We start from the raw sequence: 21,815 nt of genomic DNA, 5'->3' as shown, positions 1-21,815 counted from the left end.
TCAACCTTCCGTGCCTGTTCTGCGTCTACCGTTACTCCCTGCCGAAGCAGGTAAACAGCACTGGGGCAATCTGCCCGGTGCCGCCCTCAGCCTGGCGATTGCCGAGGCTGCCAGCGCTGCCAAGCGCTTTACCCTGCTGCTGACCGCCGACAGCCAAAGCGCCGAACGGCTGGAACAGGAGCTGAGTTTCTTCGCCCCGGATTTGCCCGTACTGCATTTCCCCGACTGGGAAACCCTGCCCTACGACCTGTTCTCGCCGCACCAGGACATTATCTCCCAGCGCATCGCCAGCCTGTATCGCCTGCCGGAACTGGCCCACGGCGTGCTGGTGGTACCGATCACCACCGCCCTGCATCGCTTGGCGCCGACCAAATTCCTGCTCGGCAGCAGCCTGGTGCTGGATATCGGCCAGAAGCTCGACGTCGAACAGATGCGCGCGCGGCTCGAAGCCAGCGGCTATCGCTATGTCGACACGGTGTACGAGCACGGCGAGTTCACCGTACGCGGCGCGCTGATCGACCTGTTCCCGATGGGCAGCAAACTGCCGTATCGCATCGACCTGTTCGACGACGAAATCGAAACCCTGCGCACCTTCGATCCGGAAACCCAGCGTTCAATCGACAAGGTCGAGTCGGTCAAGCTGCTGCCGGCCCGCGAGTTTCCGTTGCAGAAAGACGCAGTCACCCGCTTCAAGGCGCGTTTCCGTGAGCGCTTCGACGTCGACTTCCGCCGCTGCCCGATCTTTCAGGATTTGAGCAGCGGCATCACTCCGGCCGGCATCGAGTACTACCTGCCGCTGTTCTTCGACGAAACTTCGACGCTGTTCGATTACCTGCCTCAGGACACACAAGTGTTCTCGCTGCCGGGCATCGAGCAGGCGGCGGAAAACTTCTGGAACGACGTGCGCAATCGTTACGAAGAACGCCGCGTCGATCCATCGCGTCCTTTATTGCCACCGGCCGAACTGTTCCTGCCAGTGGAAGACTGCTTCGCGCGCCTGAAGAACTGGCCACGGGTCGTTGCCAGTCAACAGGACGTTGAAAGCGGCGTCGGCCGTGAGCGCTTCCCGGCACATGCGCTGCCCGATCTGGCCATCGAAGCCAAGGCCACGCAACCGCTGGCGGCGCTGGCCGGCTTCCTCGAAGAATTCCCCGGTCGCGTGTTGTTCACCGCTGAATCGGCGGGTCGTCGCGAAGTCCTGCTGGAACTGCTGGAACGTCTGAAGTTGCGGCCGAAAACCGTCGACAGCTGGCCTGACTTCGTCGCCAGCAAGGATCGTCTGGCGATCACCATTGCCCCGCTCGACGAAGGTCTGCTGCTCGACGACCCCGCGCTAGCTCTGGTGGCGGAAAGTCCGCTGTTCGGCCAACGGGTCATGCAACGTCGTCGCCGCGAAAAGCGCAGCGACGTCAGCAACGATGCGGTGATCAAGAACCTCACCGAACTGCGCGAAGGCGCGCCGGTGGTGCATATCGACCACGGCGTCGGGCGCTACCTGGGCCTGACGATTCTGGAAATCGACAATCAGGCCGCCGAGTTCCTCACCCTCGAATACGCCGAGAACGCCAAGCTCTACGTGCCAGTGGCCAACCTGCACCTGATCGCGCGCTACACCGGCAGCGACGATTCGCTCGCGCCGCTGCACCGCCTCGGCTCGGAAACCTGGCAGAAAGCCAAGCGCAAAGCCGCCGAGCAGGTGCGTGACGTCGCCGCCGAATTGCTCGACATTTATGCCCGTCGCGCCGCCCGTGAAGGTTACGCCTTCGCCGACCCGAAGGCCGACTACGCCACCTTCAGCGCCGGTTTCCCGTTCGAGGAAACCCCGGACCAGCAAGCGACCATAGAGGCGGTACGCGAAGACATGCTCGCGCCGAAACCGATGGATCGTCTGGTCTGCGGCGACGTTGGCTTCGGCAAGACCGAAGTAGCCATGCGCGCCGCGTTCATCGCCGTACACGGCGGTCGTCAGGTGGCGATTCTGGTGCCGACCACCCTGCTCGCCCAGCAGCACTACAACAGTTTCCGCGACCGCTTCGCTGACTGGCCGGTGACCGTGGAAGTGATGAGTCGCTTCAAATCGGCCAAGGAAGTCAACGCGGCGATCGCCGATCTGGCGGAAGGCAAGATCGACATCGTCATCGGCACGCACAAGCTGCTGTCCGATGATGTGAAGATCAAAAACCTCGGGCTGGTGATCATCGACGAAGAGCACCGCTTCGGCGTGCGCCAGAAAGAACAGCTCAAGGCCCTGCGCAGCGAAGTCGACATCCTTACCCTGACCGCGACGCCGATTCCGCGCACGCTGAACATGGCGGTGTCGGGCATGCGCGATCTGTCGATCATCGCCACGCCGCCTGCGCGACGCCTGTCGGTGCGCACCTTCGTCATGGAGCAGAACAAGAGCACGGTCAAAGAGGCCCTGCTGCGTGAACTGCTGCGTGGCGGTCAGGTTTACTACCTGCACAACGATGTGAAGACCATCGAGAAGTGCGCCGCCGACCTCGCGGAACTGGTGCCGGAAGCGCGCATCGGTATCGGCCACGGGCAGATGCGCGAACGTGAACTCGAACAGGTGATGAGCGACTTCTACCACAAGCGCTTCAACGTGCTGATCGCCTCGACCATCATCGAGACCGGCATCGACGTGCCGAGCGCCAACACCATCATCATCGAGCGCGCTGACAAGTTCGGTCTGGCCCAGCTGCACCAGTTGCGTGGTCGTGTCGGCCGCAGTCACCACCAGGCTTACGCCTACCTGCTGACACCGCCGCGCCAGCAAATCACTTCGGACGCGGAAAAACGTCTGGAAGCGATCGCCAATACCCAGGACCTCGGCGCCGGTTTCGTCCTGGCCACCAACGACCTGGAAATCCGTGGCGCCGGCGAACTGCTCGGCGACGGTCAGAGCGGGCAGATTCAGGCCGTTGGTTTCACCCTGTACATGGAAATGCTCGAGCGCGCGGTGAAGTCGATCCGCAAGGGCGAGCAGCCGAACCTCGATCAACCGCTTGGCGGCGGCCCGGAAGTCAATCTGCGGGTGCCGGCGCTGATTCCGGAAGATTATCTGCCGGATGTGCATGCACGGCTGATTCTGTATAAACGCATCGCCTCGGCCACCGATGAGGAAGGCCTCAAGGATTTGCAGGTGGAGATGATCGACCGCTTTGGCCTGTTGCCGGAACCGACCAAGAATCTGGTGCGGATCACCGCGTTGAAATTGCAGGCGGAAAAGCTCGGCATCAAGAAAGTCGACGGCGGGCCGCAAGGCGGGCGCATCGAGTTCGAAGCGCAGACGCCGGTTGACCCGATGACCCTGATCAAGCTGATCCAGACGCAGCCCAAGCGCTACAAGTTCGAAGGCGCGACGATGTTTAAATTCCAGGTGCCGATGGAGCGCCCGGAAGAACGTTTCAATACTGTCGAGGCGCTGTTTGAGCGTCTCATCCCGAAATCCGCTTGAAGGACGCCCGATGCGCCTGTTCCGCTCTCTGACTTTGTTGCTTGCACTTGCAGCACCGACGGCGTTTGCCGATGACACGTATCAGGTCGAAATGATCCTGGTGCGCCAGAATGCCGTCCCGGCCATCGTCAGCCGCGCCGCCCCGGAAGACTGGGCCGCAGGCGCCCAGCGTCTGGGCAGCGACAGCCAGCGCACCCCAGCGCTGAATGATGTAGTGAACAAACTCACCGCCAGCGGCGAGTACACCGTGTTGATGCACAAAGCCTGGCAGCAGAGCCTCGGCGAAGCGCCGGCGAAAGTCGCAGTGAGCGAAGGTCAGGAACAGTTCGGCCAGTTCCCCATCGAGGGCACGCTGGAAATGAAACTCGGCCGCTTCACCGACGTGACCGCCGATTTCTGGGTCAATCAGATCGACGCCAATGGCCTGGTCACCGCCAGTGAGCGTCTGCGTCAGGACAGCCACACCAAGAACGGCCAGCTCAATTACCTCGACAACGGTCATCTGGCCCTGCTGATCAAGATCACTTCCCTGACCGCGCCAGCGCCTCGCGAAGCGCCTGAAGTCGTGCCGGACTGATCGAAGTCCTTATGCCGCCGCCCCTGAGCAAACCGCTGGCCCCGTCGTGGGTCAGCCGATTCAAAGAACAGAGTCTGGAGCGCGGCCGCCGCTACGCTTTGGAGAATCGAGTGCGCATCGCCCAGGTCGGCGATGCGACCATCACCGCCAGTTGCGAAGGTTCTGGCGGTAGCGTTTACCGACAAACCATCCATCTGCGCGAGTCAGCCAAAGCGACGCTGCTGCTGGTCGACGCCACCTGCACCTGCCCGGTGCGCAGCAACTGCAAACACTGCGCGGCGGTGCTGCTGAAAATCCAGGAAACCCTCGATTACCCCGCCGCCGCTAAAGATGCCGAGCTGCTGGAGAAGCTCCAGGCCGTGCTGGAAAACCGCAGCCCGAAAGCGCCACCGCAAGTGCTGGTGGACAACGTGCAGCCGGTGCCGCGCCTGTGGCTGGCGAGCGTCGAGTTCAGCGCCTTCGAGCCGCGCAACGGCAAGATGCAGCGCTACATTCAGCACCGCGCGGCGCTGTCGTTCAGCTATCTGGACGAATACGTCAGCGGGCAAAAACACAGCGATATCCTGATCCGTCAGGAAGCCCAGACCCTGCGGATAAAACGTCACCCGGACGTCGAACAGTCCTACCGCGAACAGTTACGCATCCTCGGTTTCCGCATCGCCACCCGGCAGAGCAAAGCCCTGCCGGAGAGCGCCGGCGAACTTTACGAGATGGTCAACGACAGCGCCTGGCTGACCTTCACCCTCAATGACTTGCCGAAGTTGCGCAGCCAGGGCTGGGAGTTGCAGATCGATGAGGAATTCGGTTTCGACCTGACCGCCGTCGACGACTGGTACGCCACCGTCGAACAGGCGCCGGAACGCGACTGGTTCGATCTGGAGCTGGGCATCATCGTCAACGGCGAGCGCCTGAGCCTGCTGCCGATTCTGCTGAATCTGATGCGCTCGCACACCGAGATCCTCAACCCGGAACGCCTCGCCCGCCGTCGCGATGACGAGCTGATTCTGGTCAACATTCCGCAACGCACCAGCGAGCATGGACCGTTGCAAGTGGCGCTGCCGCTCGGTCGCTTGAAGCCGGTATTGATGACGCTGGGCGAGTTCTATTTGCAGGAGCCGGGCGAAACCACCCTGCGCCTGAGCAAGGCTGACGCCACCCGGCTCAATTCGCTGGAAGGCCTGCCGCTGTTATGGGAAGGCGGCGAGCAGATCCGCACCTTCGCCCAGCGCCTGCGCGACATCCGCGATTTCACTGCCGAAGCGCCGCAAGGTCTGAATGCAACGCTGCGCCCGTATCAGCTCGAAGGTTTGAGCTGGATGCAATCGCTGCGACAACTCGAAGTCGGCGGCATTCTCGCGGACGACATGGGCCTGGGCAAAACCCTACAGACCTTGGCGCATATTCTCAGCGAAAAGAACGCCGGACGCCTCGATCGTCCGTGCATGGTGGTGATGCCGACCAGCCTGATTCCGAACTGGCTAGACGAGGCGGCGCACTTCACCCCGCAGCTGAAAGTCCTCGCGCTGTACGGCGCCACGCGCAAAAAGCACTTCGACAATCTGGCCGACTTCGACCTGATCCTCACCACTTACGCCCTGTTGCCCAAGGATCTCGAACGTCTCGCCAAACAGCCGCTGCATGTTCTGGTGCTGGACGAAGCGCAATACATCAAGAACCCCAACAGCAAAGCCGCTCAGGCCGCGCGCGAGCTGAACGCGCGCCAGCGCCTGTGCCTCAGCGGCACGCCGCTGGAAAACCACTTGGGCGAGCTCTGGTCGCTGTTCCACTTCCTGCTGCCGGGCTGGCTTGGCGACGTGAAAAGCTTCAATGCCGATTACCGTGTGCCGATCGAAAAGCGCGGTAGTGAAGTCAGACTGCAGCACCTCAACGGTCGGATAAAACCGTTTCTGCTGCGCCGCACCAAAGAGCAGGTCGCCACCGAGCTGCCGCCGAAAACCGAAATCATCCATTGGGTCGAACTCAACGAAGCGCAGCGTGATGTGTACGAAACCATGCGCTTGGCGATGGACAAGAAAGTCCGTGACGAGATCACTCGCAAAGGCGTGGCACGCAGCCAGATCATCATTCTCGAAGCATTGCTCAAGCTGCGCCAGGTCTGCTGCGATCTGCGCCTGGTCAACGACGCCACCCTGCCCCCGCGCGGCAGCACTTCGGGCAAGCTCGACAGCCTGATGGAAATGCTTGAGGAGTTGTTTGAGGAAGGCCGGCGGATTCTGCTGTTCTCGCAATTCACTTCGATGCTGACATTGATCGAAGAGGAGTTGAAAAAACGCAAGATCGCCTACGCCCTGCTCACCGGCCAGACCCGTGACCGGCGCACACCGGTGAAGGAATTCCAGAGCGGCACGCGGCAGATCTTCCTGATCAGCCTGAAGGCCGGTGGCGTCGGCTTGAACCTGACCGAAGCCGATACGGTGATTCACTACGACCCGTGGTGGAACCCGGCAACCGAGAATCAGGCGACGGATCGGGCCTATCGAATCGGCCAGGAGAAACCGGTGTTCGTCTACAAGATGATTGCCCGGGGCACAGTGGAAGAGAAGATTCAGCACCTGCAGAAGGAAAAGTCTGACCTGGCAGCGGGCGTGCTCGATGGGCGCAAGGCCGGGGACTGGAAATTGCAGAGCGATGATATTGAAGCGCTGTTTGCGCCGTTGCCGGACAAGATCGACAAGCGTTGAAAGCGTCGTCGCCGGTTAGATAGCTATCGCTGGCAAGCCAGCTCCCACAGGGTTATGAGCTGTACCGAAGATTGTGATTCAACTCGATATCTGTGGGAGCTGGCTTGCCAGCGATGGGGTCATCCAATATTGCGCAATCACTCAGGGCTCAACCCTTGGAAACCGGCAACGGCGCAAACAACGCCTCGATATCACTCTGTTCCAGTTTGAATCCCCCCGTCGTGCCACCCTCAAGCACCGCCCCGGCCAGCGCAGCCTTCTCCTGCTGCAACGCCTGGATCTTCTCTTCGACGGTGCCTTTGGCAATCAACTTGTAGACGAACACCGGATTGTTCTGGCCGATACGATACGCCCGATCAGTCGCCTGATTCTCCACCGCCGGGTTCCACCACGGGTCGAAGTGAATCACCGTGTCTGCCGCCGTCAGGTTCAGACCGGTACCGCCGGCCTTGAGGCTGATCAGAAACAACGGCACCTTGCCGCCCTGGAAATCCTTGACTGGCGTGCGCCGATCGGTGGTGTCGCCGGTCAGCAATGAGTAGGCAAGACCGCGCTGTTGCAACTCCTGCTCAATCAGCGCCAGCATCGAGGTGAATTGGGAAAACAGCAGAATGCGCCGCCCTTCGCCGAGCAATTCTTCGAGCATCTCCATCAGGCTGATCAGCTTGCCGCTGCCCGAGCGCAACGCCTTTGCCGTGAGCGGCATATTGACCAGGCGCAGATCGCAGCAGACCTGACGCAGCTTGAGCAGCGCATCAAGGATGATGATCTGACTGCGCGCCACGCCGCTGCGGGCGATTTCGTCGCGGACCTTTTTGTCCATCGCCACGCGCACCGTCTCATAGACGTCGCGCTGACCATCACTGAGTTCGACCCAGTGGATGATCTCGGTTTTCGGCGGCAACTCGGTGGCGACCTGATCCTTCTTGCGCCGCAGCAAAAACGGCTTGATGCGCGCGGTCAGGTGCTGCATGCGCTGGACATTGCCGTGCTTCTCGATGGGTGTGCGGTAATCGCGATTGAAGGATTTGCTGTCGCCGAGCCAGCCGGGCATGAGGAAATGGAACTGCGACCACAGCTCGCCGAGGTGGTTTTCCAGTGGCGTACCGCTCAGACACAAGCGCTGACGGGCCTGCAAGTCACGGGCGGCCTGCGCGGCTTTGCTCAGCGGGTTCTTGATATTCTGCGCTTCGTCGAGAATCAGCACGCTCCACGGCTGCGGCTGCAAGATCTCCAGATCCCTGGGCAGCAATGCGTAAGTGGTTAGCACCAAGTCGTATTCGGCGAGATTGGCAAAGTCCTTCTGCCGCCCGGTCCCGTGCAGCGCCAGGACTTTCAACTGCGGCGTGAAGCGCTCGGCCTCGTCGAGCCAGTTGGGAATCAGGCTGGTCGGCATCACCGCCAGTGCCGGACAGTCCAGGCGCCCGGCGTGTTTTTCGGTGAGCAGATGCGCCAGGGTCTGCAGGGTTTTGCCCAGGCCCATGTCATCGCCCAGAATGCCGCCGACCTCCAGCTCGCGCAGGGTCTGCATCCAGTTCAAGCCTTCGAGCTGATACGGGCGCAGTTGCGCGTTGAGGCCGGCCGGCGCAGCAACCTGGGCGTGACTGGAATTCTGCAGACGCTTGGCAAAAGTGCGCAGGCGTTCGCCGCCCTGCCAGTCCAGCGGTACGCCATCGAGCATACTCAGGCGTGCGGCGTCTGGAGCGGTCAAGCGCAGTGCATCGCCCTGGTGTCCGCCCAGATACAGCTCGCCCAGCGTCGCCATCAGCGGTTTGACCCGACTCAGCGGCAACGCGACCTTGGCGCCGGCCGGGTCGCCAAAACCGCTGGGCTTGAGCTCGATCAGGAGTTTTTCATCATCGCTGCGCTGCGCCAGATTGACCGGGTCGAGCAAGCGCGGCTGGGTCCGCAACAGGTGCAGAAGGATCGGCAGCAAGCTGTAGCGCTCGCCGTTGACGACGATACCCAACTGCAGATCAAACCACTGATGCGTGGCCTCTTCTTCGACCTCGGCGTACCACTGTTCAACCGGTTGTACATCGAAATGGAAACCGGGACTGATCTCGATTTTCCAATCTGCGGCGCGCAGTGTGGCCAGCCCTTCGTGCATGAACCCGAGCCAGGCGGAATCATCCGGCAAGGTAAACATCTCGCCGGGACGATCCATTGCACTCTTGCGCGTAGCTTTCTTGAAGCCATGTTTTTGCAGGTTCTGGCGCAGCTTCTTTTCCAGCGCCGGTTGACGCTGAATGCGCTGGGTTTCGCTGCCATTGAGGATCATCACTTCCGGGTTGCGATCCACCGCCGGATGACCGTTGTAGGTAAACAGCAGAGCGGCGCGGTGCTCCAGCACGTATTCCCAGCGCGAACGTTCCCGGCCGCTGACCAGGGTCAGTTGCGGCTGCGGCAGCACGTCATCGATGATCCGTTCGGTGAGTTTGTGCGGTGGCGCAATTTGGGTCGCCGCGCTCATGCGATGGCTGAACTGCATGGCCTGACGCGCCGGAATGTCTGGCGCCAGGGTCAAATGGCAGGCGAGTTTTTCTTCCAGCTCAGTGAACAGCGGGCCAACCTGGCGCTGCTCGCGATCAAAGTAATAAAGCGGCTCCAGCGCCAGCACGGTTTCCTGCGTGGCTTCGGCACTGCTCCATTGCGCGCGGAATCCGCCGTCAGCCTGCTCGGCCCAAGAGAACTGACCGACGCGTTTCGCCCCCGGTGTCAGCGCTCGCAGGTCTTCGAAGTCGAGGAACAGCCGCGAGGTACGCAGGAGCATTTCCAGCAGTTCGGCGCCACTGCTGCCTTCCAGCGGATAGCCGCTGTAATAGGCGTGATGGGAATGCATGGCGACCAACAGCCGGGCGATGCGCAGATCCAGCTCGGACAGGTAGCCGGGCTGGCGCATGAGCATTTCCGCGAGCGAGTACATCGGTTTGACCTCGCGTAACTCGCCGCTCTTGAGCTGGTAGACCTTGAAAATATCGAGCAGCCACTTGCCGTTCGCAGACGTCGGTTTGAGCTTGTAAAACAGACGCGTGCCTGCGGTTTGCGCACTTTCGTCAGCAGGCTTGGCCGGCACGGGAATTGTTGAAAGCCAATGCTCGAGCGCTCGCCCCAACGGGATCTGTGCATCATTGTCAGACGCATCCTCACCCGTGCCCAGCAGGTGATAGATCACCGCCGCGCTGTGCTTACAGTCGATTGCAACAGGACAGCTGCACAGGCAACGCAGGTTTACCGACCCCAGCCGATCTTCGGACAGATAAATGCTTTGCTCATACGCCTGAAGTTGCGATCCGACGCAGAACGCCTCTATCTTCCTGTCATCGATTTCGAGGATCTCGACCCGGTCATCGGCGGCATAAGCGCGGGCCTTGGCCAACGCCTTGCTACTGAATGCGTGGGTCCATGTCAGCCCTTTAAGCCGCTCGATGAAAATGCTCATGGACAGTCCTTAGCTGGCCAGCACTCGCGCCAACGTTGATTTCACCTTGCCCATGCCATCGTGCAGGGCCTGCTCGATTTCGGCCATGGTGATGACTTCGGTGGTCTTGCCGGCTGCAGGATTCACCACCAGCGCCAGACAGGCGTAATCCAGATCCAGCTCACGCGCCAGCGCCGCTTCCGGCATGCCGGTCATGCCGACGATGTCGCAGCCGTCACGCTCCAGTCGCACGATCTCGGCGACCGTTTCCAGACGCGGACCCTGGGTGCAGGCGTACACGCCTTGATCGCTGTATTCGCAGCCTTCGGCGGCGACTGCTGCAATCAATTGCTGACGCAACGGCTCGCTGTAGGGAAAGCTGAAATCGATGTGGGTGACGTGTTCCAGATCATCGGCGAAATAGGTGTGCTCGCGCCCACTGGTGTAGTCGACGATCTGGTGCGGCACGCAGAAATGCCCGGTGCCCATGGCGGGATGAATACCGCCCACCGCGTTAACGGCGATGATCGCTTCGGCACCCGCCTGCTTCAACGCCCAGAGGTTGGCGCGGTAGTTGACCTTGTGCGGCGGGAAACGATGCGGGTGACCGTGACGGGCGAGAAACAACACTTCCTTGCCGGCGTACTCACCAATCTGCACCTCGGCCGAAGGCGCGCCGTACGGGGTGTCGACTGCCAGCGACTGGCGAATGATCAGGCCTTCGAGCTGAGTCAGGCCAGTGCCGCCGATGATTGCGTAAACGGTCATAACAAAAAAATCCTTAATCGATCAGTTGAGCGTCTTTGAGCGCGCCGAGGGCGGTGAGCCAACGCGGGTCCTGACGATAATCGGTGCTGGCGAAGGCCTGCCCGCGCATCTTCGCGATGCGCGTGGAAGGCTTGACCTTCATACGCTGGGCAGCACTCAACGCCAGCTCGGCTGCCGCGCGGTCGTTGCACACCAGACCCATGTCGCAACCGGCACTCAGCGCGGCTTCGATGCGGCTGGCAGCGTCGCCGACCACGTGGGCGCCGGCCATCGACAGATCATCGCTGAAGATCACGCCGTCGAACTGCAACTCGCCGCGCAGAATGTCCTGCAGCCAGCGTCGGGAAAAACCTGCGGGCTGTGCATCGACTTGCGGATAGATGACGTGGGCCGGCATGACGGCGGCCAGTTGTTTGCTGAGTTTGGCGAAGGGCACCAGATCATTGGCGCGGATCTCGTCGAGACTGCGCTCGTCGTTCGGGATCGCTACGTGGGAGTCGGCTTCGGCCCAGCCGTGGCCTGGGAAATGTTTGCCAGTGGCGGCCATGCCGGCGCTGTTCATGCCGCGAATGAATGCACCGGCGAGCAAGGCGGCGCGCTCGGGATCGCCTTCGAAAGAACGGGTGCCGACCACGGCGCTGCGCTGATAGTCCAGATCCAGCACCGGGGCGAAACTCAGGTCGAGCCCGACCGCCAACACTTCGGTGGCCATGATCCAGCCGCATTGCTCGGCGAGATACTCTGCATTCGGGTTATCGGCGATGGCGCGCATCGCTGGCAGACGGACGAAACCCTGACGCAAGCGCTGCACACGCCCGCCCTCTTGATCCACCGCCAGCAGCAGATCCGGACGAATCGCGCGGATCGCGGCGCTCAGTTCGCGCACCTGGCGTGGATGCTCGATATTGCGGGCGAAAATGATCAGGCCGCCCACTTCGGGCTGACGCAACAATTGGCGATCTTCGGCCGTCAGCCAGGTACCGGCGACATCCACCATCAACGAGCCTTGCAGGCCAGCAGTCATAGAGATTCCTTGAAAACGAAAAACCCGATCTGCTTGCATTCGCTACCGTGGGCAATGCCCGGACGGTCAGCAGAATTCATGCAGATCGGGTTCAGTACGAGAGTCGGCATGGCCGGCTAGCTTAGCGGATACCAGCTGCCGCGCCCACCCGTGCGCGGTCAAACCTTGGCGGCGACCGGCATGGATTTGCTGCGCGGACGCAATTGCGCGCTGGCCATGGCTGTATCGGTGACGCCGGTTTCGGCGCGCATGCCGGCAGCGAGGAACGGCACCATCAGGCGCATCACTTGTTCGATAGAGGTATTGACGCCGAAATCGGTCTCGGCGATCGCGCGCAAGGCCTTGATCCCGGACATGCTGAACGCTGCGGCGCCGAGCATGAAGTGCACGCGCCAGAACAGCTCGATCGGTGGAATGCGTGGCGCCGCTTCATTGACCAGCAGCATGTAGCGGCGGAACACCTTGCCGTACATGTCTTCCAGATAACGCCGCAAGTGGCCCTGGCTCTGGCTGAACGCGAGGCCGAGCAAACGCATGAAGATCGACAGATCGTTACCGCTGCGAGGCTGCACGACGAGCGCTTGCTCGACGAGGATTTCCAGCAGCTCTTCGAGGGTCGGCTTGTTCTCAGGCTTGGCCTGACGGCGCTCCAGCTCTTTATCGAGGCTGACGCAGAACGGACCGAGGAAGCGCGAGAACACGGCCTGGATCAGCGCCTTTTTCGAGCCGAAGTGATAATTCACCGCAGCCAGATTGACGCCAGCCTTGCTGGTGATCAAACGCAATGAGGTTTCAGCGAATCCTTTCTCCGCGAACAACTGCTCGGCAGCATCAAGAATGCGTTCAACGGTTTCCGACTGGGCCATGGCTACTCCGCCTGACAAACACTTGTTTGAAACATACGTTTCAGCCTAAGCCTTGTCAAGCCTGCCGGTTCGTTTTGGGAATGGTCGGTCAGCTATTTAACCACACAAGGCGCCAGCATTAATAAGCGCCCTTCGCGACCGCTCGGCGGGCGGCAAAAAAACGCCCATTGCCAAGACCGCTTCACTGTATATAATCCCAGTCACTGTATAAAAAGACAGAGCGATCAATATGCTAAAGCTGACGCCACGCCAAGCCGAGATTCTGGCCTTCATCAAACGTTGCCTCGAAGACAACGGCTATCCGCCCACCCGTGCGGAAATCGCTCAGGAATTGGGTTTCAAATCGCCAAATGCGGCGGAAGAACATCTCAAGGCCCTGGCCCGCAAGGGCGCGATCGAGATGACCCCGGGCGCTTCCCGCGGCATTCGTATTCCCGGCTTCGAAGCCAAGGCCGACGACTCCACCCTGCCGATCATTGGCCGAGTGGCTGCCGGCGCGCCGATCCTCGCCCAGCAGCACATCGAAGAATCCTGCAACATCAACCCGACCTTCTTCCATCCTCGCGCCGACTACCTGTTGCGTGTGCACGGCATGAGCATGAAGGATATCGGCATCTTCGACGGCGACCTGCTGGCAGTGCATACCACCCGCGAAGCGCGTAACGGCCAGGTTGTGGTTGCGCGTATCGGCGACGAAGTGACGGTCAAACGCTTCAAGCGTGAAGGCAGCAAAGTCTGGCTGATTGCCGAGAACCCCGAGTTTGCCCCTATCGAAGTCGACCTGAAAGATCAGGAACTGGTGATCGAAGGCTTGAGTGTCGGCGTCATTCGCCGCTAAAGGAGGCTCCATGCAGTTCCCACACACACCTCAGCAAACACAACTGCCTTTATTTGAAGCGTTTCTGGCGCAACCGATTGCGCCGATCCTCAAAGACGTGGTCGAGCGTGACTGGAATGCCAAACCTGACGCCTTCAGTGAGCTATCACTGCGTGGTGCGGCCGGGAACTGCCTGAACCTGCTAGCGCCGATCCTGCGTGAATTGAGCGAGGATCAGGATGCGCGCTGGCTGACGCTGATCGCCCCACCCGCCAGCCTGACGCAAACCTGGCTGCGCGATGCCGGCCTGAACCGCGAACGCATCCTGCTGCTGCAACCGCGTGGCACGCAGAGTGCTCAGCAACTGGCGTGCGAAGCGTTGCGACTGGGTCGCAGCCACACCGTGGTGACCTGGCTAAACCCGTTGAATGCCAATTCACGGCAACAACTGATCAGCGCCGCGCGCACGGGCGAAGCTCAGAGCTTGAACATTCGTTTGGGTTGATTGTTGAGTAATGCGCGCTGTGTGAAGCGCAGGGCTTCTCCAGGGACAGAGAAGCCGATCTGAAGCGCAAGCGACCGAGAAAAGGCCAAAGCGTGGATCAATGAAGAACCCGCGGCCCCTCTTCCTTATCAAACTCGCCTTCAACCATACGACCTGCCATCTGCACGCCGACGCTCAACATCGCTTTGGCAATTTCAACGTGCTGGCCTTGCAGGAACGCCTTGGCATCCTCGGAGAAATCCAGCGTCACCAGAGAACCTTCGTCCTCGGCCCTGCGCAGTTCGATTCGGCCGTCTGGTAACTCGACAATTTCTAGAAAGGACGTTGGCATATAAGTCTGTTCTCCACGAAAGGCAGCGATTATATAGACATCATTCGAGCTTCGCTCGGGATCTTGACCAGCAGCATGTTTCAGATTGCCACTGCGCCAAATCCAATCAGCACTCATTCAAACCTTCACGGAAACGCAGGGCCAGACCTTTAAGGTTCTGCCGCCAGCTCTCCAGCTCGTCTCGACTGAGCTCTTCTGGCGCCTCTTCTTCATCAAGATTAATCGCTTGGATCAGCGGCTGCGTCACGTCGCCTTTCGGCTTGCGTGGCGCCCTCGGTGGCTGAAACAGTGCTGCGTGCGCCGCCAGCAGTTTCGCCAGCCAGGTTTCCGGATTACCGGCCAGCTCGACCATTTCGGCCAACTCCGGAATGGCGATCGACTCCAGCACTTCGCGCGTCAACAACTCCTCTGCCCTCGGCGAATTGGCCTGCGGCAGACGATAAAAGCCGGCGATCTCATGACACAAGCCCAGCAGTGCGCCGTAGAGGTGGAACAACGCCGACTCACGCCCGGCCTGGATCAGCGCCAGAGAATTCATCGCCCGCCCTTCTTCAGCACGAGCCAGAGCTTCGAGTGACAGGCCGGCGAAATAGATCTTCTGGTTGGTGCGGGTATAGAGTTCGTGGGCCATGACGGCAGCCTCCACAACGAAATAATTGCTTCACACAGGCCCGGCAGTGTCATGGATCAGCCGATGCCAGCGCAAGCACAAAACAAAAAGGCCGCATGAAAACCCGAAGGGTTCATGCGGCCTTTTTGCTGTTCAGACTAGCGCTTACTCAGCCTTGGCCTTTGCGCTGCGCTTGTCTTCAACAGTCCACTTGCCACCGTCGTAATACGCTTTCCAGCCTGTCGGCTTGCCGTCGACTTCGGTCTGTACGTATTGCTCCTTGGTCTTGCGGCTGTAGCGGATGACCGCTGGCAGACCGTCAGGATCCTTTTGCGGAGCCTCGCACAGGAAGTGGTACTTCGGATCGATCTCGTCCTTGTGCGGCAGAATCTCGATCACCAGCGGAGCGCGAGTCTCGCGGTTTTTCGGGAACTGACTGGCGGCCAGGAACAGACCGGACGCACCATCGCGCAAGATGTAGGTGTCGTTGACCTTTTCGCATTTCAGCTCAGGCATCTTCACCGGATCCATCTTCGGCGGCGCCGCGTCACCGCTCTTCAGCAACTTGCGGGTGTTCTTGCACTCAGGGTTGGTGCAACCGAAGAACTTGCCGAAACGGCCGGTCTTGAGCTGCATTTCGCTGCCGCACTTGTCGCATTCCAGGCTCGGACCTTCGTAGCCCTTGATGCGATAGCTGCCCTCTTCAATTTCGTAACCAGCGCAATCCGGATTGTTGCCGCAGATGTGCAACTTGCGCTTTTCGTCCAGCAGGTAGGCGTCCATCGCCGTGCTGCAGATCGGGCAGCGATGCTTGCCACGCAGTACCAGCGATTCCGATTCGCCCTCGTCGTCCGCTGCGATTTCATCGCCCGGCACCAGGTTGACGGTGGCCTTGCAGCGCTCTTTCGGCGGCAGGCTGTAGCCCGAACAGCCGAGGAACACGCCAGTCGATGCGGTACGAATCTGCATCGGACGACCGCAAGTGGTGCACGGAATGTCAGTCATGACCGGCTGGTTGGCGCGCATGCCGCTGTCCGGGTTTTCCGCTACTTCGAGTTTCTTCTTGAAGTCGCCATAGAACTCGTCCAGCACGTTTTTCCAGTCGCGCTCGCCCTGCGCCACGTCATCGAGGTTCTCTTCCATGCCGGCGGTGAAGCCGTAGTCCATGAGATTGGAGAAGCTCTCGGACAGACGTTCGGTGACGATGTCACCCATCTTTTCCGAGTAGAAACGACGGTTGTGCAGGGTCACATAACCGCGATCCTGAATGGTCGAAATGATCGCAGCGTAAGTCGAAGGACGACCGATGCCGCGTTTTTCCATCTCCTTGACCAGACTGGCTTCGGAATAACGCGCCGGTGGCTTGGTGAAATGCTGCGACGGGTCAAGCTTGATCAGCTTCATCACATCGCCCAGGGCCATGTCGGGCAGCACGTCATCATCGCCAGGCTTGGCAATTTGCGGCATCACCCGGGTGTAACCGTCGAACTTGAGGATACGGCCCTTGGCACGCAGCTCGAAGTCGCCAGCGCCGACGCTGACGGTGGTCGACAGGTATTGAGCCGGCAGCATCTGGCAGGCTAGGAACTGGCGCCAGATCAGCTCGTACAGACGCTCGGCATCGCGCTCCATACCCGCCAGCTTGCTCGGCGTGGTGTTGGCGTCGGACGGACGAATCGCTTCGTGAGCCTCTTGCGCGCCTTCCTTGCTGCTGTAGACGTTCGGCGTTTCCGGCAGGTACTTCTTGCCGAACTCGTCTTCGATGTAAGTGCGCGCCATCGCCACGGCGTCGGCCGAGAGATTGGTCGAGTCGGTACGCATGTAAGTGATGTAGCCGGCTTCGTACAGACGCTGGGCCATCATCATGGTTTTCTTCACGCCGAAACCGAGGCGGTTGCTCGCAGCCTGCTGCAAGGTCGACGTGATGAACGGCGCCGACGGCTTGCTGCTGGTCGGTTTGTCTTCGCGCTTGACGATGCTGTAGCTGGAGGACTTGAGCTTCTCCAGCGCAGCCATGGCCTGGGCTTCGTTCAGCGGCTTGAAGGCTTCGCCTTTTTCGCGAGCCACTTCGAAACGCACGGTCGAGCCTTTGGTGGTGCCGAGATCGGCATGCACTTCCCAGTATTCTTCGGGATTGAACGCACGGATTTCGCGCTCACGCTCGACCACCAGCTTCACCGCAACCGATTGCACGCGACCGGCGGACAGACCACGGGCGATCTTGGCCCACAGCAGCGGCGAGACCATGTAGCCGACGACGCGGTCGAGGAAGCGACGCGCCTGCTGGGCGTTGACACGATCAATGTCCAGCTCGCCCGGCTCGGAGAAGGCTTCCTGGATCGCCTTCTTGGTGATTTCGTTGAACACCACGCGCTTGTAACGGCTGTCGTCACCACCGATGGCTTCGCGCAGGTGCCAGGCAATGGCTTCCCCCTCGCGATCCAAGTCGGTTGCGAGATAGATGGTGTCAGCATCCTTGGCGAGCCGGCGCAGCTCTTCGATGACCTTTTCTTTGCCCGGGAGGATCTCGTACTGGGCTTTCCAGCCGTGTTCGGGATCGACGCCCATGCGCGAGACCAGCTGCTTGCGCGCTTTCTCTTTCGGCGAGAGCACCGGACCTTCGCCCGCAGCAGCCTTGCCGCGCTTGGCGGCTGGCTCTTTGCTGGCGCTAGCCGAACCGCTGGTGGGCAGGTCTCGGATATGGCCGATACTCGACTTCACCACGTATTGGTTACCCAGATACTTGTTGATGGTCTTGGCCTTAGCCGGGGATTCCACAATGACCAGCGATTTGCCCATGGATCAGAAAATTCCTGAATTCTAGAAGTGAAAGGCGGTTGGCGCCTGACGCGGCACCGCTATATATAGTTGATACAAGGTGAGGTCAAGCGCAGGGTTGTCTGCGCAGTCGCCTCATGCCTTGTCAAAAAGGCTCGGTTCGGCTTGCACCAAAGCAAAGCGCGGCACCTGCTCGCCGTCAACCTCGACCGACTCGACGAACATGCTCAGCGGGCGCACCCAAAAGCCGTAATCGCCATACAGGGCTTGGTAAAAGACCACTTCTTCTTCGGTTTCGGAATGCCGCGCAATACTGAATACACGGTATTGCGGACCTTTGTAATGTTGGTAGAGCCCAGGTTGTATCGGCATGCTTCGGCCCTCACTGAAATCTTTTCAAAAATAAATAAAAAACCCAAAAACAAAAACCGGGGCACTGGGCCCCGGCTTCCATCGACGAGACGCTTAAACGCGTTCGAAGACGGTGGAGATGCCTTGGCCGAGACCAATGCACATAGTGGCCACCCCAAAGGTGCCGCTATTCTGCTTCATCACGTTCAGCAGGGTGCCGGAAATACGCGCACCGGAGCAACCGAACGGGTGACCCAGGGCGATCGCGCCGCCGTGCAGGTTAACCTTCTCGTTCATCTTGTCGAGCACTTTCAAATCTTTCAGCACTGGCAGAGCCTGTGCAGCGAAAGCTTCGTTGAGCTCGAAGAAGTCGATATCGTTGATGCCAAGGCCTGCGCGCTTCAGGGCTTTTTGTGTTGCCGGCACTGGACCATAGCCCATGATTGCCGGGTCTACACCCGCCACTGCCATCGAACGGATTACCGCCATTGGCTGGATGCCGAGGTCCTGCGCACGCTGCGCCGACATCACGATCATGCACGAAGCACCGTCAGTGATCTGCGACGAAGTACCGGCAGTCACGGTGCCGCCCTTCGGATTGAATGCCGGCTTGAGCGCCGCCAGACTTTCCAGGGTGGTTTCCGGACGAATGGTTTCGTCGTAGTCGTACAGTTTCAGGAAACCGTTCTCGTCGTAACCCTGCATCGGGATGATTTCGTCCTTGAACTTGCCTTCCACGGTTGCCTTGTGGGCCAACTGGTGGGAACGCACGCCAAAGGCATCCTGCTGCTCACGGGTGATGCCGTGCATCTTGCCGAGCATTTCAGCGGTCAGGCCCATCATGCCCGAGGCTTTCGCCGCGTACAGCGACATGTGCGGGTTCGGATCGACACCGTGCATCATGCTCACGTGGCCCATGTGCTCGACGCCGCCGACCACGAACACGTCACCGTTGCCGGTCATGATCGCTTGCGCAGCAGTGTGCAGCGCGCTCATCGACGAACCGCACAGACGGCTGACGGTCTGGCCGGCCGAAGTGTGCGGAATCTGGGTCATCAGCGACGCCATGCGCGCGATGTTCCAGCCCTGCTCCAGGGTCTGGTTGACGCAGCCCCAGATCACGTCCTCGACTTCCGCCGGGTCGACCTTGGTGTTGCGTTCCAGCAGTTTGCTGATCAGGTGCGCCGACATGTCTTCAGCGCGGGTGTTGCGGTGCATGCCGCCCTTGGAGCGGCCCATCGGAGTACGACCGAAGTCGACAATCACGACGTCTCTAGGATTCAAGCTCATAAGTTCACTCTCACTCTAGTTGGGGGCGCTTAACCGAAGAAACTCTGGCCGTTCTTGGCCATTTCGCGCAGCTTCGCGGTCGGGTGGTACAGCGCGCCCAAATCAGCGTACTGGTCAGCCAGGGCAACGAACTCGGCAACACCGATCGAATCGATGTAGCGCAGCGCACCGCCACGGAATGGAGGGAAACCGATACCGTAGACCAGACCCATGTCGGCTTCGGCGGCGGTTTCAACGATGCCGTCTTCCAGGCAGCGCACGGTTTCCAGGCACAGCGGGATCATCATCCAGTTGATGATGTCTTCGTCAGTGACTTCGCGCTGCTCGTAAACGATCGGCTTGAGCACTTCGAGTACCGACGGATCGGCGACTTTCTTCTGCTTGCCTTTCTTGTCGGCCTCGTAGGCGTAGAAGCCCTTGCCGTTCTTCTGGCCCAGGCGTTTGGCTTCGTACAGCACGTCGATGGCCGAACGACGGTCATCCTTCATGCGGTCCGGGAAACCTTCAGCCATGACGTCGCGGCCGTGGTGACCGGTGTCGATGCCGACCACGTCCATCAGGTAAGCCGGGCCCATTGGCCAGCCGAATTTTTCCATCACTTTGTCGATGCGAACGAAGTCGACACCGGCGCTGACCAGCTTGGCGAAACCGCCGAAGTACGGGAACAGCACGCGGTTGACCAAAAAGCCCGGGCAGTCATTGACGACGATCGGGTTCTTGCCCATTTTCTTCGCGTAGGCAACGGTGGTGGCGATCGCCAGTTCACTGGACTTCTCGCCACGGATGACTTCCACCAGCGGCATCATGTGCACCGGGTTGAAGAAGTGCATGCCGACGAAGTTTTCCGGACGCTTGAGAGCCTTGGCCAGCAGGCTGATGGAAATGGTCGAGGTGTTGGACGCGAGGATGGTGTCCTCTTTGACCTTGTCTTCGACTTCAGCCAGTACCGCTTGCTTGACCTTCGGGTTTTCGACCACAGCTTCGACGACCAGATCGACGTGACCGAAGTCGCCGTAGGACAGGGTCGGACGAATGCCGTTGAGCACTTCAGCCATCTTCGCCGCGGTCATGCGACCCTTGTCAACGCGGCCGACCAGCAGCTTGGCGGCTTCGGCCAGACCCTGCTCGATACCGTGCTCGTTGATGTCCTTCATCAGGATCGGCGTGCCTTTGGAAGCCGACTGATAAGCGATACCGCCACCCATGATGCCGGCGCCGAGTACGGCAGCCTGCTTCACGTCCTTGGCGATTTCGTCATAGGCCTTGGCCTTTTTCTTCAATTCCTGATCGTTCAGGAACAGGCCGATCAGGCTCTGCGCAGCAGATGTCTTGGCCAGTTTGACGAAGCCTGCAGCTTCCACTTCCAGTGCCTTGTCGCGACCGAAGTTCGCGGCTTTCTGGATGGTCTTGATCGCTTCAACCGGCGCCGGGTAGTTCGGGCCGGCCTGGCCAGCCACGAAACCTTTGGCGGTTTCGAAAGCCATCATTTGCTCAATGGCGTTCAACTTGAGTTTTTCAAGTTTCGGCTGACGCTTGGCTTTGTAATCGAACTCACCGGAGATGGCGCGCTTGATCAGTTCAAGGGCAGCTTCCTGCAGCTTCTCTGGAGCAACCACGGCGTCGACGGCGCTGACTTTCAGGGCGTCTTCAGGACGGTTTTCCTTGCCGGCGGCAATCCACTCGATGGCGTTGTCGACACCGATCAGGCGTGGCAGACGCACAGTACCGCCGAAGCCTGGGTAGATGCCCAGTTTGACTTCCGGCAGACCGATCTTTGCCTTGGTGGACATGACGCGATAGTCGGCCGCCAGGCACATTTCCAGACCGCCACCGAGGGCGATGCCGTTGATGGCCGCGACGGTCGGCACGTTGAGGTCTTCGAAATCGCTGAAGATCTTGTTGGCTTCGAGATTGCCTGCAACCAGCTCGGCATCCGGCAGCTTGAAGTTGTCGACAAATTCGGTGATGTCGGCGCCGACGATGAACACGTCCTTGCCGCTGCTGACGATCACGCCCTTGATCGAAGCATCTGCCTTGATGGTGTCTACGGCCTGACGCAGTTCGTTCAGGGTTAGACGGTTGAACTTGTTGACGGACTCACCCTTGAGGTCGAATTTCAATTCGACGATGCCACTTTCAAGAGCTTTAACCGTGATGGCTTTACCTTCGTAAATCATCAACTGATCTCCACGATATGGAAGCTGAACAGTACACGTCGGACGCAGGCTTATGGCTCAGAAGGACGCTTTGTTCGTCGATGCTGACACCTGTCCGCCTGGCACACCCGCCAACGCGATAGTCGGGATTCTGTAGGA

15 protein-coding genes are annotated in these 21,815 nt (G+C 60.2%); 5 read left to right on the top strand and 10 right to left on the bottom strand.

Annotation, left to right across the window (positions count from 1 at the left end):
• Positions 1-10 precede the first annotated feature (10 nt).
• Genes mfd through AB4N48_RS06610 form a run of 3 tightly spaced genes read left to right on the top strand, consistent with a single transcriptional unit; the run spans position 11 to position 6,739 of the window.
• A complete protein-coding gene (mfd, locus tag AB4N48_RS06620; RefSeq protein WP_024013632.1) occupies positions 11-3,460 on the top strand; it encodes a transcription-repair coupling factor in 3,450 nt (1,149 codons plus the stop codon).
• A gap of 10 nt (positions 3,461-3,470) precedes the next feature.
• Positions 3,471-4,037: a CsiV family protein gene (locus AB4N48_RS06615; protein ID WP_056791507.1), complete on the top strand. Its 567-nt coding sequence runs from the start codon at positions 3,471-3,473 to the stop codon at positions 4,035-4,037.
• 11 nt (positions 4,038-4,048) lie between these two features.
• A complete protein-coding gene (locus tag AB4N48_RS06610) occupies positions 4,049-6,739 on the top strand; it encodes an SNF2-related protein (RefSeq protein WP_423662380.1) in 2,691 nt (896 codons plus the stop codon).
• 148 nt (positions 6,740-6,887) lie between these two features.
• Here the strand turns inward: AB4N48_RS06610 and AB4N48_RS06605 are convergent, their stop codons facing one another.
• The 4 genes from AB4N48_RS06605 to AB4N48_RS06590 form a co-directional block, all read right to left on the bottom strand.
• The gene (locus AB4N48_RS06605; RefSeq protein ID WP_460094985.1) at positions 6,888-10,181 is read right to left on the bottom strand and encodes a DEAD/DEAH box helicase; all 3,294 of its coding nucleotides are present in this window, start codon (positions 10,179-10,181) and stop codon (positions 6,888-6,890) included.
• Between the two features lie 9 nt (positions 10,182-10,190).
• Entirely contained in the window at positions 10,191-10,928 is a 738-nt protein-coding gene (locus AB4N48_RS06600) for an S-methyl-5'-thioinosine phosphorylase (protein ID WP_056791517.1), read from the bottom strand.
• Positions 10,929-10,941: 13 nt separating this feature from the next.
• Positions 10,942-11,952 (bottom strand): beta-N-acetylhexosaminidase, encoded by a 1,011-nt coding sequence (gene nagZ, locus AB4N48_RS06595; protein ID WP_460094984.1) that lies wholly within the window; start codon positions 11,950-11,952, stop codon positions 10,942-10,944.
• A 158-nt stretch (positions 11,953-12,110) separates the two neighbouring features.
• On the bottom strand, positions 12,111-12,818 hold the full coding sequence (locus AB4N48_RS06590; RefSeq protein WP_016775489.1) for a TetR/AcrR family transcriptional regulator: 708 nt from the start codon (positions 12,816-12,818) through the stop codon (positions 12,111-12,113).
• A gap of 229 nt (positions 12,819-13,047) precedes the next feature.
• On the opposite strand from AB4N48_RS06590, the gene lexA reads away from it, so the two are divergent.
• A complete protein-coding gene (lexA, locus tag AB4N48_RS06585) occupies positions 13,048-13,656 on the top strand; it encodes a transcriptional repressor LexA (RefSeq protein WP_016775490.1) in 609 nt (202 codons plus the stop codon).
• A 10-nt stretch (positions 13,657-13,666) separates the two neighbouring features.
• Complete coding sequence (gene sulA / locus AB4N48_RS06580; protein ID WP_041477346.1) at positions 13,667-14,140, top strand: SOS-induced cell division inhibitor SulA; 474 nt, start codon at positions 13,667-13,669, stop codon at positions 14,138-14,140.
• 97 nt (positions 14,141-14,237) lie between these two features.
• Here sulA and AB4N48_RS06575 read toward each other — a convergent pair whose 3' ends face one another.
• The 6 genes from AB4N48_RS06575 to fadB form a co-directional block, all read right to left on the bottom strand.
• The gene (locus AB4N48_RS06575) at positions 14,238-14,471 is read right to left on the bottom strand and encodes a hypothetical protein (RefSeq protein WP_003226592.1); all 234 of its coding nucleotides are present in this window, start codon (positions 14,469-14,471) and stop codon (positions 14,238-14,240) included.
• Between the two features lie 106 nt (positions 14,472-14,577).
• The gene (locus AB4N48_RS06570; RefSeq protein ID WP_236169419.1) at positions 14,578-15,102 is read right to left on the bottom strand and encodes a DUF6586 family protein; all 525 of its coding nucleotides are present in this window, start codon (positions 15,100-15,102) and stop codon (positions 14,578-14,580) included.
• A 144-nt stretch (positions 15,103-15,246) separates the two neighbouring features.
• Positions 15,247-17,880, bottom strand: a complete 2,634-nt coding sequence (gene topA / locus AB4N48_RS06565; protein WP_460094983.1) for a type I DNA topoisomerase — start codon at positions 17,878-17,880, stop codon at positions 15,247-15,249.
• 114 nt (positions 17,881-17,994) lie between these two features.
• Positions 17,995-18,231: a DUF1653 domain-containing protein gene (locus AB4N48_RS06560; protein WP_125918335.1), complete on the bottom strand. Its 237-nt coding sequence runs from the start codon at positions 18,229-18,231 to the stop codon at positions 17,995-17,997.
• A 93-nt stretch (positions 18,232-18,324) separates the two neighbouring features.
• On the bottom strand, positions 18,325-19,500 hold the full coding sequence (fadA, locus tag AB4N48_RS06555; RefSeq protein ID WP_095182362.1) for an acetyl-CoA C-acyltransferase FadA: 1,176 nt from the start codon (positions 19,498-19,500) through the stop codon (positions 18,325-18,327).
• A gap of 29 nt (positions 19,501-19,529) precedes the next feature.
• Positions 19,530-21,677, bottom strand: coding sequence for a fatty acid oxidation complex subunit alpha FadB (fadB, locus tag AB4N48_RS06550; protein ID WP_024013640.1), 2,148 nt, complete (start codon positions 21,675-21,677; stop codon positions 19,530-19,532).
• Between the last annotated feature and the right edge of the window lie 138 nt (positions 21,678-21,815).

It is taken from the genome of Pseudomonas sp. S2_C11, assembly GCF_054668395.1.
This window is presented reverse-complemented; position numbering and strand designations above follow the sequence as displayed.

What these genes read in the sequence shown, in the direction of transcription:
- AB4N48_RS06610 (WP_423662380.1), top strand. Translation starts at nt 4,049, where the DNA reads ATGCCGCCGCCCCTGAGCAAACCGCTGGCCCCGTCGTGGGTCAGCCGA.
- fadA (WP_095182362.1), bottom strand. Translation starts at nt 19,500, where the DNA reads ATGAGCTTGAATCCTAGAGACGTCGTGATTGTCGACTTCGGTCGTACT.
- AB4N48_RS06570 (WP_236169419.1), bottom strand. Translation starts at nt 15,102, where the DNA reads ATGGCCCACGAACTCTATACCCGCACCAACCAGAAGATCTATTTCGCC.
- AB4N48_RS06615 (WP_056791507.1), top strand. Translation starts at nt 3,471, where the DNA reads ATGCGCCTGTTCCGCTCTCTGACTTTGTTGCTTGCACTTGCAGCACCG.
- sulA (WP_041477346.1), top strand. Translation starts at nt 13,667, where the DNA reads ATGCAGTTCCCACACACACCTCAGCAAACACAACTGCCTTTATTTGAA.
- AB4N48_RS06600 (WP_056791517.1), bottom strand. Translation starts at nt 10,928, where the DNA reads ATGACCGTTTACGCAATCATCGGCGGCACTGGCCTGACTCAGCTCGAA.
- nagZ (WP_460094984.1), bottom strand. Translation starts at nt 11,952, where the DNA reads ATGACTGCTGGCCTGCAAGGCTCGTTGATGGTGGATGTCGCCGGTACC.
- AB4N48_RS06590 (WP_016775489.1), bottom strand. Translation starts at nt 12,818, where the DNA reads ATGGCCCAGTCGGAAACCGTTGAACGCATTCTTGATGCTGCCGAGCAG.
- AB4N48_RS06560 (WP_125918335.1), bottom strand. Translation starts at nt 18,231, where the DNA reads ATGCCGATACAACCTGGGCTCTACCAACATTACAAAGGTCCGCAATAC.
- fadB (WP_024013640.1), bottom strand. Translation starts at nt 21,677, where the DNA reads ATGATTTACGAAGGTAAAGCCATCACGGTTAAAGCTCTTGAAAGTGGC.
- AB4N48_RS06605 (WP_460094985.1), bottom strand. Translation starts at nt 10,181, where the DNA reads ATGAGCATTTTCATCGAGCGGCTTAAAGGGCTGACATGGACCCACGCA.
- topA (WP_460094983.1), bottom strand. Translation starts at nt 17,880, where the DNA reads ATGGGCAAATCGCTGGTCATTGTGGAATCCCCGGCTAAGGCCAAGACC.
- lexA (WP_016775490.1), top strand. Translation starts at nt 13,048, where the DNA reads ATGCTAAAGCTGACGCCACGCCAAGCCGAGATTCTGGCCTTCATCAAA.
- AB4N48_RS06575 (WP_003226592.1), bottom strand. Translation starts at nt 14,471, where the DNA reads ATGCCAACGTCCTTTCTAGAAATTGTCGAGTTACCAGACGGCCGAATC.